8 protein-coding genes are annotated in these 17683 nt (G+C 69.0%); 3 read left to right on the forward strand and 5 right to left on the reverse strand.

Translation table 11 applies throughout. The features are described from left to right. From KA248_01780 to KA248_01790, 3 genes are all read right to left on the reverse strand, one after another. Nucleotides 1–373, reverse strand: a 373-nt coding sequence (locus tag KA248_01780) for a response regulator (GenBank protein MBP7828627.1), incomplete at its 3' end; no start/stop codon positions are given. Then, on the reverse strand, nt 370–1983 hold the full coding sequence (locus tag KA248_01785; GenBank protein ID MBP7828628.1) for a HAMP domain-containing histidine kinase: 1614 nt from the start codon (nt 1981–1983) through the stop codon (nt 370–372). The genes KA248_01785 and KA248_01780, both read right to left, overlap by 4 nt. Nucleotides 1984–2050: 67 nt before the next feature. Further along, nucleotides 2051–3391 (reverse strand): VWA domain-containing protein, encoded by a 1341-nt coding sequence (locus KA248_01790; protein ID MBP7828629.1) that lies wholly within the window; start codon nt 3389–3391, stop codon nt 2051–2053. Nucleotides 3392–3814: 423 nt separating this feature from the next. Here KA248_01790 and KA248_01795 point away from each other — a divergent pair, with 423 nt between their 5' ends. Together KA248_01795 and KA248_01800 are read left to right on the forward strand one after the other, a co-directional pair. Beyond that, a complete protein-coding gene (locus KA248_01795; protein MBP7828630.1) occupies nt 3815–5131 on the forward strand; it encodes a hypothetical protein in 1317 nt (438 codons plus the stop codon). 12 nt (nt 5132–5143) lie between these two features. Next, on the forward strand, nt 5144–5581 hold the full coding sequence (locus KA248_01800; GenBank protein ID MBP7828631.1) for a hypothetical protein: 438 nt from the start codon (nt 5144–5146) through the stop codon (nt 5579–5581). Here the strand turns inward: KA248_01800 and KA248_01805 are convergent. Together KA248_01805 and KA248_01810 are read right to left on the reverse strand one after the other, a co-directional pair. Further along, nucleotides 5555–6868 (reverse strand): phenylacetate--CoA ligase family protein, encoded by a 1314-nt coding sequence (locus KA248_01805; GenBank protein MBP7828632.1) that lies wholly within the window; start codon nt 6866–6868, stop codon nt 5555–5557. The genes KA248_01800 and KA248_01805 overlap by 27 nt on opposite strands. Nucleotides 6869–6932: 64 nt before the next feature. Further along, complete coding sequence (locus KA248_01810) at nt 6933–10088, reverse strand: hypothetical protein (protein ID MBP7828633.1); 3156 nt, start codon at nt 10086–10088, stop codon at nt 6933–6935. Nucleotides 10089–10672: 584 nt separating this feature from the next. Between KA248_01810 and KA248_01815 the strand changes: the two genes are divergently transcribed. Next, on the forward strand, nt 10673–17680 hold the full coding sequence (locus tag KA248_01815; protein MBP7828634.1) for a VCBS repeat-containing protein: 7008 nt from the start codon (nt 10673–10675) through the stop codon (nt 17678–17680). The last annotated feature ends 3 nt before the right edge of the window (nt 17681–17683 follow it).

Here is a 17683-nt window from a genome sequence, read left to right on the forward strand (position 1 = left end):
TCCGGCGCGAGCGGCGCAGGACGGCCGCGATCCGGGCCAGCAGTTCGCGCACGCCGAAGGGCTTGGTGATGTAGTCATCCGCGCCCAGTTCGAGCCCGACGACCTTGTCGATCTCCTCGCCCTTGGCCGTGAGCATAACGACGGGCACGGCGGCATTCGTTTTGCGAATCTCGCGGCATACGTTGTAGCCGTTGACGCCGGGCATCATGACGTCGAGGAGCACGAGGTCGAACGCCTCGCGCCCGAACCGCTCCAGCGCGGCCCGGCCGTCGCGCGCGACGACCGCCGCGTAGCCCTCGCTCTCCAGCGCGTCCTCGAGCCCGCGCGCGATCGCGGTATCGTCATCGGCCACCAGGATCCTTACCCTCTTCATGCCCCCGCCCCTTCCCGCGGGACCGCGAGATCGAAGACAGCGCCGCCGCCCTCCCGCGGCTCGAAGCGCACGTCGCCCCCGAGATCCCGCATCATCCGCCGCGCGATGCTCAAGCCCAGCCCGCAGCCCGGCTGCTTCGCCGACAGCGCGTCGTCCACCCGGTAGAACTGCTCAAAGAGCCGCGCCCGGTGCGCGGCCGGTATTCCCGGCCCGCGATCCATGAAACGTGCGCGGCAGGCCTTTTCATCCCCGCTGAACTCCACCCGGAGTTCGCCGCCGGCGGCCGCGTACTTGGCCGCGTTGTCGAGGATGTTCAGCACGGCCTGCGTCACCGCGTCGCGGTCGGCGAGCGCCGGACACGGCGCGTCCGAAGGCGCGATCTCGACCCGCAAGCCGGCCTCCTGCAGGCGGGCGCGCTGCGCTTCGACGGCCTCGCCGACCGCCTCGCAGAGATCGACCGGTTCCGGCCGGTACGCGCGGCGGCGCTGCTCCAGCCGGCTGAAATCGAGGACATTGTTCACGAGCCGGGTCAGCCGCTGGCTCTGGTCCACGATCACCTTCAGGTACTCGCCCCGTTTCGCCTCGTCCTTCACGCGGCCCTCGGCGAGCATCTCGGCGTACATCCGGATCGAGGTCAGCGGCGTCTTGAGCTCGTGCGAGACGTTCGAGACAAACGACGTTTTCCGGGCGGCGTCCCGCCAGTGCCGGTGCGCCTGCCACAGCAGCAGCGACCCTCCGAGAACGATCGCCATGACAAAGAGTCCGACCTGGAGGCCCGTCAGCAGCAGGAACGTCCCGCGCGCCGCGCCGGCCGGCCCGCCGGAAGCGTACGCGCCAACCTGCCAGTGCGGCAGGACCGCGCCCACCGGCACGGTGACGACCGGGACCGCGCCCGTCGCGAGCGCGCCCGACTGGAACACGACGCGTCCATCCCCGTCGAGCAGCGCATAGGGCTCCGTGCCCCCGGCGAACGAAGGCGCGAGGCGCGAGAGCACGGCGGCCATCTCCAGTTCCACGCCGTACCGCGCGCCGTCCGCGGGATCGATCGCCCAGCCCAGCAACTGGACCTGGTTGTCGGCGTACCAGGGCAGCCAGCCGGTTTCCTTCCCGGCCACATCTGAAGCCGACAACGACTTCTGGGCGACGGCCAGGCGGCTGAATTCCTGGCGCGCGGAAGTATAGGCCGCCGGCTGTTCCGCCGCCGGCGGCGCCCAGGCCGCGCGGCCGGAGAACAGGGCCTCGTACCGGCGGAGGAAGCGCTCCTGCTCGCCGGTCAACGGCTCGCCGGGCGGCGGATAGACCAGCGCACCGAGCCCGTCCAGCACGAAGGCGTTTCGGATCAACGGATTGTTCCGCTCCCACTCGGAGAGCGCCGCCACGCGATTCGCGGACGGGAGCGCGGCCAGGTTCTCGCCCAGCTTCTGCTCGAGTTCCTGGACCGACAGCGCGACCTCGTCCGCCAGGAACTGCGCGCGGCCCCGCGCCGCGGCCAACCCGGCGGACTCCAGCCGGCCGCGCTCGCGGAGGAGCAGGCGGAACGCGCCCGCCCCCACCGCCAGCGCGGAGACCAGCAGGATCAGCCAGTAGATAATGACCGCGGTCCGCTTCATTCGATCCGCCCACACTTCCGCCGCGCGCCCCGACGCCGCGTCGGGGCCGCGCGGCCGACCCTTTCAGTTATTGCTGCATCTGCTGGTTGCGCTGCTGGTAGCTATCGGTCCGATAGCGCTTCCGGTCGCTCTTGTCCATGCCTACCGCGTCCAGCTTGCTCGCCTCGCCGGACAGGGCCTCGGTTTCCGACAGCACCTCGACGCTGACGTCGTACGCGGCGCCCCTTTCCTTGAGCTCTTCGCTCTTCTTGCGCAGGTCATCGACGGCCTGCTGCCGCTCGCCGGCGTCCCACTGCTCGACGGCCCTGTCCTTGGCCACGGCGATCTCGTTGCGGATGTACTCCTCCTGCACGGCGATGTTGGCCGAGCGCCGCACGTCGTCCTCCCGGCGGCTGAACCGGGCCTCGACACGCGAACTGGAGGAGCGGTCCCGGTCGGTCAGCGCGCTGCGGTAGCGGCAGTCCGCGGAGGCGATCTCGAGGACCTGATCCTCGGCGCCGGCGGGCACCTCGACCTCGACGAGGGCGTACTTCTGCTGGCCGCCGTAGAGCTGGTTGAGCTGGATCTCCACGCCGTCGCGGGTCACGCGGCCGTCGCGGCCGATGATGCGGACGGGCCGCGCGCCGTTGAGGCAGCGGATCTTCAGCACCACGCTGCGCGCGACCACGCTCAAGACGTCGCCCAATTCCGCCGCGAAGATGCGGGGCAGGTCGCGGGAGTTCTCGACGAAGTACGTGTTGCCGTCGCTGTTCTGCGAGAGGCGGGTCATCAGGTCCTCGTTGTAGTCGGTCCCGACGCCCACGGTCGTCACGGAGATATTCTCCTTGAGCAGCGACGCCCCGAGCCGGCCCAGGTCGTCCGGCGAGCTGGGCCCGACGTTCGCGAGCCCGTCGGACAGCAGGATGATCCGGTGGACGTAACGCCCCTCGAGGTTCCGCCGGACCTCCGCCGCGCCCTGGCTGACGCCGGCGAACAAGGCGGTGTTTCCGCCCGGCTGGATCTCGCGGATGCGCGATTCCATCCACTCCGCGTTCCGGGCCTCCTGGGCCGGGATGACGGTTTCCACGCGGTCGTCGTAGATGACCAGCGAAAAGACGTCCCGCGGCCCGAGCCGGCGCAAGGCCTCGATGGCGGCCTCCTTGGCCTTCTCGATCTTCTCGCCGGACATGGAGCCCGACCGGTCCAGCACGATGGCCAGGTTCACGGGCGGGCGATCGCCGGCGCGTTCCAGCGGCGGAGCGTCCAGGGTCACTTTTACGATTGCCCGCTGGGGCGCGTCGGCGGGCAGAACCCCGCGGTCCAGTTCGATCCGGCACAGCACGTCGCGCGGTTCCGTCCGGGCGGCCCCCGCGACCGACGCCGCCGCCAGCGCCAGGCCGGCGGCCCACAGTATGATCTTCGACTTCATGGCCTATCTCCTATTGTTGGTTGTTCTCTCCGGTCCGGTCAAGAGCGCGCGCGGTCCCAACCTTTCCGCATACCATTGGACCCCCACCGCGCGGAAATGTCGTCACGGGCCTGCAAAACGTTTGTAAAAGAACTGTCACATCCGCGGACGTCCGCCCTAAATCCGCGCGTAAGGATGGCGTTCACTCGGGCATTCCCTGCGCACGCCGCTGTCTTTGCGGCTCGCGTGGACGCTCGCCCTCCAGAACGCTTTCTATACGATGCCGATATTTTTCTCGCCTGGAGGGCGAGCGTCCCGCGAGCCGCGACCGCCAAGGAGAACCTGCGCGGCATCGCATAGGGTCGGAGGTCCTTACGCGCGGATTTGGGCCCGCAGCGGCTTCTTGTGCCACGGCGGCGCGGGAGACTATAGTGAACCCGGACCATGAAACGGGGCATCCTCATCCTGGTGCTGCTGGCCGCGCTCGGGCTGTTCTGGGGCGCGGGCCGGATGAATCGGCCGCTGCGCGAGGAGCGGGCGCGGCATCGCCTGAATCCCTCCGATCCCGTCGGCGACGCGCCGCCGCTGATGACGTTCACCACGGTCGCGCTGGGCGGCTTCCGGGGCATCCTCGCCGACCTGCTGTGGCTGCGCGCCGCGCGGCTGCAGGAGGAGGGCCAGTACTTCGAGCTGGTCCAGCTCGCCACGTGGGTCACTCGCCTGGAGCCGCGATTCCCGCAGGCGTGGGCGTTCCACGCCTGGAACATGGCGTACAACATCAGCGTGCTGTTCACCGAGCCCGCCGACCGCTGGCGCTGGGTGCGCCACGGCATCAGCCTCCTGCGCGACGAGGGCTTGAAGTACAACCCCGGCGAGGCGCGGCTCTACCGCGAGCTGGGCTGGCTGTTCCAGCACAAGCTCGGCGCCGCCATGGACCAGACCCACCTCTACTACAAGGAGGCCTGGGCCCGCGAGATGGCCGCGCTGTTCGACGGCCCCGCCCCGGACTATGACCATCTGCGGCCCGAGGCCCGCCGGCGGATGACGGACGAGTACCGCCTCGACCCGGACCTGATGCGAAAGATCGAGGAGCAGTTCGGACCGCTGGACTGGCGCCTGCCCCAGGCCCACGCGGTCTACTGGGCCTGGCGCGGCCGGCCGTACGCCACGGGCTTCGAGCAGCAGGCCTGCAACCGCATGATCTACCAGTCCCTGCGCGACGCCTTCCTGCAGGGCCGTCTGGCGTATGACACGGACGAGGGCCTGCTCGTCCTGCTCCCCAACCTCGACGTCCTGCCCGGCCTGCTCCGCGCGCTCGACGAATTCATCGCCCTGCCCGCGTGGACGGCGGAAATGCGCGGCGTCCGCCGCTCCATCCTCGGGGATGCCGTGCTGATGTTTTTCACGCTGGACCGCGAGCCCGAGGCCCGCCGCTATTTTGAAGAGTGGAAGGCCGGCGCGCCGCCCGGGGAGCCCCCGCCGGGCTTCGAGGCCTTCGTGTTCGGCCATTACGCCGGCGAGATCGAAGGGTCGGCCCCGCCGGACTACGGCGCGCTGATCGAGCAGACCGTCTACCAGGGCCTGTACTGGCGGGCGCTCGGGTACGACGAGCGCGCGGCGGGCTACGATCACCTGGCGGCGCTCTGCCGGGCGAGGGCCGGAACCGAACTGCCGCCGCTGGACGACTACCGGCGGCGCGCACGAGAGCGGCTGCTGGGCGAATTGAAAAGCGAGCAGGCCAGGTCGAGGCTGGCGGAGTAGAAGGAGGAGGAGATGAAAACCGCGCTCGCGATCGTCTGCATCCTGTTCGGTGCGCTGGGCTGGATCGGCCAGGTCATCTCGGGTATGAACTACGGGCTGGCCCAGAGGCTGGGCCTCCAGGAGAAAAGCGAGGGCACCGATCCCCTCTTCCGAACGGCGGAGCGCAACGCCGCGCGCTGGGACGGCCTGGTGCTCTGGACGCTGATCCTCGCCGGGGTGCTGATGCTTTTCAACAGTCCCTGGTGGCCTCCCGCGGCGCTGGTGGCCGGGGGCATCTACCTGGACACCGCGGGCCGGGAAGTCGCCAAGCTCACGAGCCTGAAGCGGCACGGCGTCCGGGTCGGCAGCCCCGCGAACCAGCGGACCCAGCGCTTCTTCTTCACCCTCATGGCCGCCGTCGCCCTCGGGGTGCTGGTCTGCGCGCTACGGGCCATCGCCCTGGCGCTCTAACCGGGTGCCGGCCGGCTTCAACAGGACCATGGGTTTGAATTTCTCGCCGGGCGGGCCCCGCAGGTCCGGAACTTTTTCGACGCGCAGTTCGAACGCGCCGGAAAACTGGCGGTGAAATTCGTCCAGGAGCGCGCGCTCAACCTCCGCCGTAAAGGCCGCTCCCGCCACCACCCGCAGGCGGAAGCGCGTCGGGGTCTCCTGCGCCAACTGGTACTGCTCGATGCCGGGCTTCCCGTACACCGCCGCCCGCAAGACCACGCTGCTCAAATGCCGGCCGCCGGGCAGTTCGACGAGTTCGGTCACGCGGCCCGTCAGGCTCCGCAGCAGCGGCTGGGGCCTCCCGCAGGGGCACGGGCCGTCGGCCCACTCGGCCGTGTCGCCGAGCGCGTATCGGATGAGCGGGAACGCCCTCCGCCACAGCACGGTGCAGACCACACGCCCCGCGCGGGCGGGGCGGCCGGCCTCGTCGAGCAGTTCCACGATGACCCGGTCGCTATGGACGTGAAAACCGCATTGGTGCTCGCATTCCCAGGCGATCGGGCCCGTTTCGATCGCGCCGTACATGTCGGTGACGCGCGCCTTCAGCCGGCGCTCGGCGCGCGCGCGGACGGAGGGCCACAGCATGCTCGACGTGCTGAACACGCGGGGAACGTCGAGAAAGGAATCCGCGCGCTCCAACTCGGCCGTGATTTCGTCCAGCGTGCTGGCCCAGCAAACCAGGGCCCGCGGCCGGGCGGCGCGCAGCACCCGGATCTTCTCGCTGACCGGCTGCGTGACCGCCACGTGGACCCGCCGGAACAACCCAAGACGCTGGGCCAGGTAGCGGCGGGACGGGATGCGCGACGGCAGCGCGACTTTCGCCTGCCGTTGCCAGGGGCGGAACCCGGCGTCCAGGTAGGCCCGGGCCCAGAGGACGGCGTCGAGCCAGCGCTCCTGCGGCAGCGTCGGAATGTCCAGGGGTTCGCCCGTGGTGCCGTGGGTATTTCGCCGGGGGCAGTCCCGGAAGGAGAATGCATCGCTGAACAGCTCGGCGGCCCGGTCGCGCGCCGCGGATTTCTCCAGCAAGGGGAGCCGTTCCAGGTCCCCGGCCGCCCGGAAATCGCCCGGCCGGAGCTGCCGGCTGGTCATGACATCGCGGTAATAGGCCGAATGCCGGAAGGCGTAGTCCAGCAGTGCGCGAAGGCGGCGCGACTGGAGCCGGGTCAGCGCCCCCGGCGAGGCCGGGAAGCGCGACCAGGTCGTCAAGCCGGCCAGAAGCAGTTGAACGTGTGCGCCGGACCAGGCCATGTGCCGGAACTCCTAACCGACGCCAGCCTAGCATCCGCACGGCCCGGGCGCAAACCGGCGACGCTTAATGGCGCACCCGCACCTTGTAGAACCGCGGCGCGCTGTCCGGCGGCAAGCCGACGCCGATGGTCATGTCGCCCGCCGTGCCCGTGATGTTCGTGAAGCCCGGCAGCGGGGTCCATGCCGCGCCCACCATACCGGTAGCCGAGAAGACGCAGTACGTCCGGCCCGTCGCCCCCGGCCAGGCCAGCGTACCGGCGCCCGGCGCGGTCGCGGCTTCGGCGCAGAACAGCGACTCCTCGTCCGTCGGATCGGTCCCCGCGACGAATTCGGCCTCGTCCTCCGCCCCGTCGTCGTCGCTGTCCCGGTCGCCCGGCTCGCTCCCGAAATCGTATTCCTCTCGATTGCACAGGCCGTCCCCGTCGGCATCCGCGCTCGCGTCCGCGGCCGAGCGGTAGTTCAAGCCGCGCGCGTTTTCCCACGCGTCCGACATCCCGTCGCCGTCCGTGTCCGGCGTCGCGATGGCCTCCACGCCCCAGGCCAGCGTCTGGTCGTTGAACGTGAAGCGGTAGTGGCCGCTCAACGAGCCGCTGATGCTGATGTTGGCGGCGCCGCTCTCCCCGCCGCCGGCCATCGGCGGGCTGAACTGCGACTGGTCGCTGTCGCCCCAGTTGACCGCCCACCCGCCGTGGGCCGCGAACTTGAACTGGATGGCGCTCTCGCCGGAGAACGTGGTGTCGTAGCGCCACACGTGGTCCGCCACAAGACACATGTTCGAGGCCGCCGCGTTCCAGCTGTTGAACGTGCCGGGGACCGAAATGTAATTGTAATTGCCCGCCCGCGGATTCCAGACATGAGGATCCGTGCTGTTCCCGTACTCCTGGAGATTCGTGTAGCCGTCGTAGTCCGGGTCCTCCGCGGCGTCCGCGGCACGGTTCGGGTTCAAGTTGTGGGCGTTCTCCCAGGCGTCGGGCATCCCGTCCAGGTCCGCGTCCGGCGCGGGCGTCGGCTCGACGCGGAAGCCGCGGGTCAACTCGTTGAACGTGAACCGGTAGCGGCCGTCCAGCGTGCCGGCGATCGTGATATTGTCGGACTCCCAGTCGGCCATCCCGCTGAACGGCACGTTCGTGGCGAGTTGGTTGTACTCGCCCCAGTTCGTCGTCCACGAGCCGTTCGCGGCGAACTTGAAGGCGACGGCGGACTGGTTGGTCAGCACGAGGTCGGCCTGCCAGGTCCCGCCGCCGATCTTTCGCAGCGGGTGCGCCGTGGTGCTCCAGCCGTTGAATGTCCCCGGCACGGCGATGGAACTGTAGCTCGAAGCGGGCGCGTCAATCACCTGCGGGTCGAGACCGGCCCGGTACTCCTCGATGTTCGAGTAATTGTCGCCATCGGGATTCGAGCCCGCGTCGTCGGGATTCCCGGCGTCCAGTCCGTGGTCGGCCTCCCAGTTGTCCGCCATCGTATCGCCATCCGCGTCCACGCCCTGTGAGGTGATGCGCAGCGCCGGGTCGCCGTAGAGACTGAAGGTGTAGAAATTGTTCCACCAGTCGTCCATTTCCTGCTTCACCTCGGCCAGGGCGCGGCCATGGGTGGTCTCGTTGCTGACGACCTTGCGGAAGAAATCGTAGCCCATCGAGGCGTTCATGCCCTTGGCATCCGACGGGCTCCAGGAGCAGTAGTAGTACCACGACACGTTGCCGGCGGCGACGGACGCGATGCCGCCGTTGCGCAGCATGGAGTAGCTGATGTTCTGGTCGTCGGTCGGATCGCCACACAAACAGGAGACCATGAACACCGAGGCCGGATGGTCGTCGTCCAGCATCGGGCACTGGTCGCTCTCGTAGAGCGTCCCGCCGGCATTGACCACCGCGCCGCGCGACCACCCGTGGCCCCACCAGAGGACCATGCCGTAGTCGTGGTTCATCCAATGCCGGGCCGTGCTATTGTCGAGCAATTCCTCGTCCGAGGGGAAACTGGAGTCGTAGATGGGGTTGACGCTTCCCTGCTCGTAGAGCGTGTACCCGGTGTAGCCCTTCGAGGACAGGTAATTGGTCCGGGCGTACTCGCCGAGGTACGCGCCGTCGGTGTAGCTGTCCGACCAGCTCTCCGGCAGCAGCGCAGACCGGCGCCAGCCGGTGGAACCTTCCTGCTCGTACTTGATCGTCTTCCACACGATCCGGCGCAGCATCTCGCGCCAGGAGGGATCGGAAGTGTAGACCGGGATGCGGCCGACGTAGACCTCGGGCACCTTGTCCACGCCGCCCACCGCGCCCACGTCGTTGGTCTCGTTCCCGTAGAAGCCGTTGCCGTCGATGTCCCAGTTGCCGGTCAGGTCCGCGTAGAAACCGTCCACCGGGTACACGTAGGCCTGGTAGTGGCAGTTTTTCATAGGCAGGTCGCCCCAGTCCGGGGCGGGATTGCCGACCAGCAGGACGTACTCGATCTGCAGACCGACATAGTTGTTCTGCAGCCACTTGCGCATCCGGTCGGCTTTGCCGTCCGGGTACTGGCCGGTGACTTCATTCCAGCCGGTCGCGGTGGCGCTGCCGTCGAGCTTCGTCTCCGTGACCACGTGCACGGTGAAGCCCATGTCCTCTTTGTGCGAAGTCAGGCCGTAGAGGGTCGGGCTGGCCGTGTAGATCTCGTCCGTGGTCATGATGAGATACGTGTTGCCGGAAGAGGTCGCGGCCTTCGTTCGCGTCGCGTACCAGCCCCGCGCCTCGCCGTCGTTTTCCACCAGGGCCAGCGCGGCGGAGTCCAGCACCGTGTCGCCCAGCGCGGCGGATTGGATCGTCCGGCCGGGCGCGTAGAGGATTTCGAAGTCCACGCGCTCGACGATCCGCGCCGTGCCCGCGACCGGGTTGACGAGGACGGGCGAGAACGCCACCCGGACCATCTTCCACTTGCGCATCTGCGAGAAACCATCGATCGTGACGGGGGCTTCGGGATAAAACACGTCGCGGCCGTAGACCTCCTGGTCCCTGCCGTCCACGACATTCACGGCATCGCCCCACGACACCGGCGCATCGGGCTCGCCGGAAAAACGCAGCGGCGGGCCGGGCCGCACCGGCTGCGGCAAGGATTCGTCGCGATAATTGAGCTTGGTAATTACGATCGAAACGGACTCCGGGTCCGCGTCGGGCGGCAGCGCGTAGTACAGTGTCTTCCGCGGCAGTCGCGGGCGCGCCGGATCGCCGGCGACGCTCCATCCTTCGGCCACGATATCCGCCAAGCCGTCCGCGGCCGCCCGGATTGAAACCGCCGGCCCGGTCAGTCCGACAGGTAAAGAACCAGCCGCCGCGCTCCATGCCGCCAACACTCCAGCGCATAGAAGTGGAACAGATAGGCTTTTCAAGGATTACTCCTGAATCAAGTAAAACGCTTTACCTATTACCTGATTGCCTCCCTCTTGTATAGGGCAATTTCCGCATGCCCTTCCCCTGCGTCAACGGGGATGGTTGAACCACGATGCACGCACGCATCCCGGCAATCGCTTTGTCATCACTTTCGATCACGCGTCGCAACAGAATTGCACGTACAAACGGGATCGCTCGACTCGGAAAAAAATGAAATAAGTGTGTTCATCTCGAAATCGCACGGTTATCATCATAGCGGAGGGCGAGGAGCACCCTCTCATAACCACATGTAGGAGAAGTAAAAATGAATTCCGATTGTGTTTATCGCGCGCGTGCTCATGAAATATCGCGCCCAATCCGCGGCAAAAGCCTCTCCTTGGTTTGTTACCTGTTTTATATAAGCATGTTACTACGGACTGGTTCCAGCGCACTAGCGCAGGCGCCCACTGTGACCAACGTGGCCCCGCCGAACGGGTGGAATGCCGTACCCCGCGGCTCGAACGTGACGGCCCAGTTCAGCGCGCCGGTGGACGGGAGCACGGTGGATTCCACCAACACGTTCCTGCTCCACAGCAGCCAGGGCGGGTTCCGGCGCGGCGCGATGACCTTCAACGCCGCCACGAACCTCGCGAAGTTCAACCCGGTCGGCCAGTTCCGGCCGGGCGAGCACATCTTCGCCCAACTCACGGACGCGATCCTCAACGCCGGCCACACGGCCTCGCTGGTGCCGTACGGGTGGTCGTTCTATACCGACGTGGACGGGGGCGGCGGCGCCTTCCTGGCAAGCACCCAGAGCCTGGGCACCAACTGGAGCTATCACTCCGCCGTGGGCGACGTGAACAACGACGGGGACCTCGATGTGGTGTACGGACTGATCGGGATCGGAAACGTCCTGTGGTTGAACAACGGGGACGGGACGTTCACGGACAGCGGGCAGACGCCCGGGACCAATGCCTACGGACTCGCGCTGGGCGACCTGAACAACGACGGGTGGCTGGACCTGTTCATCGCCCCGTGGGCCGAACCGTGCCAGGTCTGGACGAACAACCGCGCCGGCATGCTGGCGGACAGCGGCCAGCGCCTCGGGCCGGACCGGACGAGCACGGACGTGGTGCTCGGAGACGTGGACGGCGACGGCGACCTCGACGCCTTTCAGCACATCTACTCGGCCTCCTCGGGGGGCGGCCCGAACAAGCTGTGGATCAATGACGGGAACGCAGTGTTCTCGGACAGCGGGCAGTCGCTGGGTTCGGACGGCGCGAACTGGGCCGTCTTCGGCGACGTCAACGCCGACGGCTGGCTCGACCTGCTCCAGGCCCGCTACAACGAAACCGCGACCGTCTGGACCAACGACCGGGCGGGCGGGCTGAAGGACAGCGGGCAGTCCGTCGGCCCCCTGAACATCAACGACCTGGAACTGGGCGATGTCAACGGGGACGGCTCCCTCGATGCCGTGATGGCGTACTCGGGCGGCTGCTTCATCTGGACGAACCGGGGCGACGGCGTGTTCTCCTCCGTCCCCACCAACGAGATCGCCGGCAACCGATTCGGCCTGGCCCTGGGCGACGTGGACGACGACGGCGATCTCGACATCTACCTGGCGGGCTTCCAGGCGGACGCCGTCCTGCTGAACGACGGAACCGGCGCGTTCAGGAGCAACGGCCAGGGCTTGGGGACAAACCTCAACTTCGACGCCGCCCTGGCCGACCTCGACGGGGACGGCGACGTGGACGCGGTCACGTGCGGCGAGGACGGACTCGCCGCGTGGTTCAACGTCTACCCGGACTTGCAGGTCCTCGGGACCAACGGCGAGGCCGTCGCCAGCGGCGAGGCGCCGTCGGAGGTCAAGGGCACGGATTTCGGATCGCTCCTCGCCGGCTGGGCGCGGACCAATACCTTCACGATCACCAATGCCGGGCCGGTGCACCTGGCGATCACCGGGGTGTCGACGGGCGGCGCCGGGGCGGCCCTGTTCCGGGTGGCCGGCGTGCCGGCGGCCGTGGCCCCGGGCACGGCTTCGAACTTCACGATCCGGTTCGGCCCGACGGGGCCCGGCGCAGCGGAGGCGACCATCTCGCTGGCCAACACCGGCACCAACCGGCCGTTCGAGATCAACGTGCAGGGCAACGGCGCGGCCCCGCGCGTCACCAACACCGTTCCGGCCAACGGGACCGCGGCCGTCGCGCCGAACGCCGACCTGGTCGCGGACTTCAATGACGCCATGCGCGGGACAACGATCACGTCGAACCGATTCCTCCTGTACGGGGAGCAGAGCGGGTTCCGGTACGGCGCGATCACCTTCAACGCCCAGACCAACCGGGCCACGCTGAATCCTTCGGCCGACTTCCGCGCCGGCGAGCGGGTCTTCGCGGAGCTGACCCTCGGCATCCTGAACGCCTCGGGCCTCGGGGAATTGACCCCCTACTCCTGGTCGTTCTTCGCCGCCGTGCAGGGCGGCAGCGGCGTGTTCGACGACAGCGGCCAGCGGCCCGGCACCAACGCGATCGGCGCGGCGTGGGGCGACGTGGACGGCGACGGCGACCTCGACGCATTCCTCGCGACGGGCGGGGCCGACGGCGACCAGGTCTGGACCAACGACGGCGCGGGCGTCCTGTACGACAGCGGCCAGCGGCTGGGCACGAACAACGGCGTGTCCGTCGCGCTGGGCGACGTGGACCGGGACGGCGACCTCGACGCCCTCGTGCTCAACGACGGGCAGCCCGCGCAGGTCTACACGAACCTGGGCGGCGTATTTTTCGACAGCGGGCAGGAACTTTCCTCCGGCCAGGGCCGCCGCGGGGCCCTGGTGGACGTCAACGGCGACGGGACGCTCGACGCCGTGATCAACCGCATGGGCACGGACAACACCCGGGTCTGGACCAATGACGGGGCGGGCGTATTCACGGACACCGGGCAGGCCATCGTCAACGGGCGCTGGATGGACGTCGGCGACGTGAACGGGGACGGGACCCTCGACCTGTGCACCGCGGCCTATGGCGGCTCGGGCCGCGTCTGGACCAACAATGGAACGGGATGGTTTGGCGACACCGGGCTGCGCCTGGGCGCGACCACGAACAAGACGTGGGCCGTGGCGCTGGGCGACCTGAACGGCGACCACGCGTTGGATATGTTTTGGGCATTGGATCGCCAGGGCTGCATGGTCTGGACCAACGACGGGGCCGGGCAGTTTTACGACACCGGCCAGGCGCTCGGCACCAACGACGCCCGCCACGTGGCGCTCGGCGACGTGGACGCGGACGGCGACCTCGACGCCTGGACCGCCAACTACGGCGGGCCGGACACGCTCTGGCTCAACGACGGGACCGGCCTGTTCACCGACAGCGGCCAGGAGCTCGGCATCGGCAACGGCGTCGCCGCGGCGTTCGGCGACGCGAACGGCGACGGGATCCCCGACGTCCTCGCGTCGAGGGAATCCGGGGCGAGTCTCCTGTGGCTCAACGGCGGACCGGCCATCGAGGTGCTGGGCACGAACGGCGCGCTCATCGCCAACGGCGAGGGCGCGTCGGCGGCCAAGGGCACCGTCTTCGCGGACCTGCTCATGAACCGCGCGGAGACGAACCTCCTCTCCCTCTCCAACCCCTCCGCCTTCGACCTGGTGATCTACGGCGCGACGACGGGTGGGACGGGCGCGGCGTCCTTCCTGCTCGAGGCCGTGCCGGAGCGCGTCGCGGCCGGGACCGCGAGCAACTTCCCCGTCGTCTTCCGGCCGGCCGGCATCGGCACGGTCACGGCAATGGTGACCCTCGCGAGCAGCAGCACGAACACGCCCTACGCCTTCGGCCTGAAGGGCACGGGCACGGGCCTGCGGCTGACCAACACGATCCCGGCCCGCGGCGCGGCGGACGCCGACCCGGACGTCATCCTGGCGGCGCAGTTCGACACGGCCATGCTGGCCACGACGATTTACTCGAACACCTTCCTGGTTCACGGGGCCTTCAGCGGCTTCCACGAGGGCGCGGTGGCCCTCGGCGGCGGAGGGATGGAGGCGACCCTGGGCCCGGCAGCCGGGTTCCTGCCGGGCGAACCGGTGACCGCCTGGCTGCCGTGGGGCGTCACGAACGCCGGGGGCGACATCGGCCTCTACCCGCACCACTGGCCGTTCTTCGCCTCGACGGCGCCCGGCTCGGGCGTCTTCGCGGACAGCGGCCAGCAGCCGGGCTCGAACACCTCCTGCCACGTGCTCGGCGACTTCAACGGGGACGGCGCGATGGACCTGTTCATCGGCGCCCGCTCGAACAGGGCGGGCCACGCGGTCTGGACGAACGACGGCGCGGGGGTCCTGTACGACACCGGCCTGCGGCTCGGTACCAACCAGTGCGTCCAGGCGACGGCCGGCGACGTGAACCGGGACGGCCGGCTCGACGTCCTGGTCATCAACAACGCGTACCGCGTGGAGGTCTGGACCAACGGGGGCGCGGCCTTCGGCCTCGCGCAGAATTTCGCCACGACCTACGGCTGGGCCGTCGCGGCGGGCGACGTCAACAGCGACGGGGCGCTCGACCTCCTCGTGGGCATGATCAACTTCGACCCGGACGTGGTCTACACGAACGACGGCCGCGGCACGTTCGGGTACGCCTGGCCGGCCACGGCCAACACGTACTCCGACCGGATCCTGCTGGGCGACCTCGACGGGGACGGCGACCTCGACCTGGTCTCCGCGCGGAGCGCCGGCAGCACCTACACCTGCCTGAACGACGGCACCGGCCGTTTCGCACAGCGGACGAACCTGGGCAGCGTGCAACCGCACGGCACGGCCCTGGGCGACGTGGACGGCGACGGCGATCTCGACGTGCTCGTGACCGAGGACAAGTATTTCGAGTACCAGAGCCGCTGCCGCATCTTCCTCAACGACGGGACCGGCGGCTTCTCCTCCGGCGGAAACTTCGGCCTGTCCGCCTACCCGCGGGACGTCGCGCTGGGCGACGTGGACGGGGACGGCGACCTCGACGCGGTCACCTCGCACGCCAGCAACTACGCCACCCGCGTGTACTGGAACATCGGGGCCGGCTCGTTCTCCTACTCGGGCCAGCAGATGGACGGCGGGGTCGGCCGGAACGCGAACCTCGGCGACTTCGACGGGGACGGCCGCCTGGACGTGCTGATCTCCGCCAACGGGCAACCCAACAGCCTCTGGATCCAGACCTACCCGGAGATCCAACTGCTCGGCACCAACGGCGCGGCGCTCGTGAACGGGGCCCCGGCCGCGGTGGAACCGGGCACGGACTTCGGCGACGTGGGCCTCCGGCAGCAGGCCGCGCACACGTTCAGCGTGACCAACCCCTCGGGCGCCCTGCTCTCGATCCTGTCCGCGAACCTGTCCGGCTCGGACTTCTTCGCCCTGTCCGGCATGCCCGCGCGCGTGGACCCGTACGCCGTCAGCAACTTTACCGTGACATTCCAACCGAAGGCCGTCGGGCTCCGGACCGCCATCGTCGAGATCGTGAACAACGCCACGAATTCGCCGTACCTCCTGAACCTGCAGGCCACGGGCGCCTTCCTGCTGACCAATACCGTCCCCGCCCCCGCGGCCCCGGACGTGGCGGCCGGCGCGGACGTGATCGCGCAGTTCGGCGAGGCCGTCTCCCAGCCGTCCGTCTCGTCCGGGAACTTCTTCCTCTACAGCGGGCAGAGCAAGCCCCGGTATGGCGCGATCAGCTTCAACGGGGCGTCCACGGAAGCGACGCTGGATCTCTTCCTGGACTTCAAGCCCGGCGAACTCCTGTTCGCCGAGCTGCGGAGCGTCACCAACGCCGCCGGGACCGTGACCCTCGATCACTACACTTGGACCTTCCACGCGGCGGCCCCGGCGGGCCTCGGGACCTTCGTGGACAGCGGCCAGGCCCTGGCCACGAACAACGGCTGGGGCGTGGCGCTGGGCGACCTCGACGGGGACGACGACCTCGACGCGGTCATCGCCAACTACCAGCAGGCCGGCCTGGTCTGGACCAACCAGGGCGGCGTGTTCGCCGACAGCGGCCAACTGCTGGGCACGAACAATCCCAGCCGGAGCGTGGCCCTCGGCGACGTGGACCGCGACGGCGACCTCGACGCCGTGTTCGGCAACGACGGCGCCGCCAACGAGGTCTGGACCAACGACGGGCACGCCGTATTCGGCGACAGCGGGCAGCGCCTGGGCAGCGCGGCGACGTTCGGCGTCGCCCTGGCCGACCTCAACGGGGACGGCTGGCTCGACCTCTACGAGCTCGTGAACGGCGCGGCCGACCGGGTGTGGACCAACGACGGCGCGGGCGCCTTCTTCAACAGCGGGCAGAGCCTGGGCAGCGCGGCGGGGTACGGCGTTGCGCTGGGCGACCTCGACGGCGAGGGCACGGTGGACGCGTTCGTCGCCAACCGGAACGAGGCGAACCGCGTGTGGCTCAACGACGGGACCGGGGTGCTCGTGAACAACGGGCAGAGCCTGGCCACCGCCAGGAGCCGGGGGGTCGCGCTGGGCGACCTCGACGGGGATGGCGACCTCGACGCCTACGTGGCCAACGATGGCGCGGCCGACGAGGTCTGGATCAACGACGGGCTCGGCATCTTCACCCTCGGCCAGTCGCCCGGCAGCGACAACGGCCGCAGCGTCGCCCTGGGCGACGTGGACGCCGACGGCGACCTCGACGCCGTCGTGCTCAACAACGGGGCCAACAAGGTCTGGATCAACGACGGCGCGGGCGCGTTCACCGACAGCGGGCAGTCCCTGGGCTCCGCCTTGAGCATGGCGGCGGCGCTGGGCGACGTGAACGGGGACGGCGCGGTGGACGCCTTCGTCGCGAACCAGAACGTGGCGGACGAGTTGTGGCTTAACGCGGCCCACCGGATCACCCCCTCCGCGGGCCTGCACGGCGCGATCGAGCCCTCGACGCCCGTGCTCCTGCCCGGCGGGGGCGGCACGAGCTTCGTCGTGACGGCCGACGCCTACTACTTCATCGGCCAGTTGCTCACCAACGGCGCGGCCGACCCGGCCGCGGCGGGCCTGGACGTCTACACGTCGACCTGGGACAACGTCACCGCCGACGGCGCGGTCTACGCCGAGTTCAGCGAGCACACGGCCTTCTACGGCACGCCCTGGTGGTGGCTGGCGCAGTGGGGCCTGACCAACGGCGGCCTGACGTTCGACGAGGCGGAGACCAACGACGCGGACGGCGACACCTTCAACGCCCGCGACGAGCGCATCGCGGACACCAGTCCGGCAGACAGCAACGACTACTTCCACGTCACTCGCCTATGGCGCACCAACTCGATGGCCGTCACGTTCGGCAGCTCGACGGCGCGGGTGTATGCGCTGGAGAGTTGCGGAATGCTGGAAATCGAATCCTGGATCGCGGTGGAGGGCCAAACCAACGTGCCCGGCGACGCAAGCGGGACGACGACCCTGACGGACACCAACCACGCCGCGCGGGGGATGTACCGGGTGGGCGTCGGCCTGCCGTGAACA

Source organism: Kiritimatiellia bacterium (genome assembly GCA_018001225.1).
Taxonomy (GTDB): Bacteria; Verrucomicrobiota; Kiritimatiellia; order CAIQIC01; family JAGNIJ01; genus JAGNIJ01.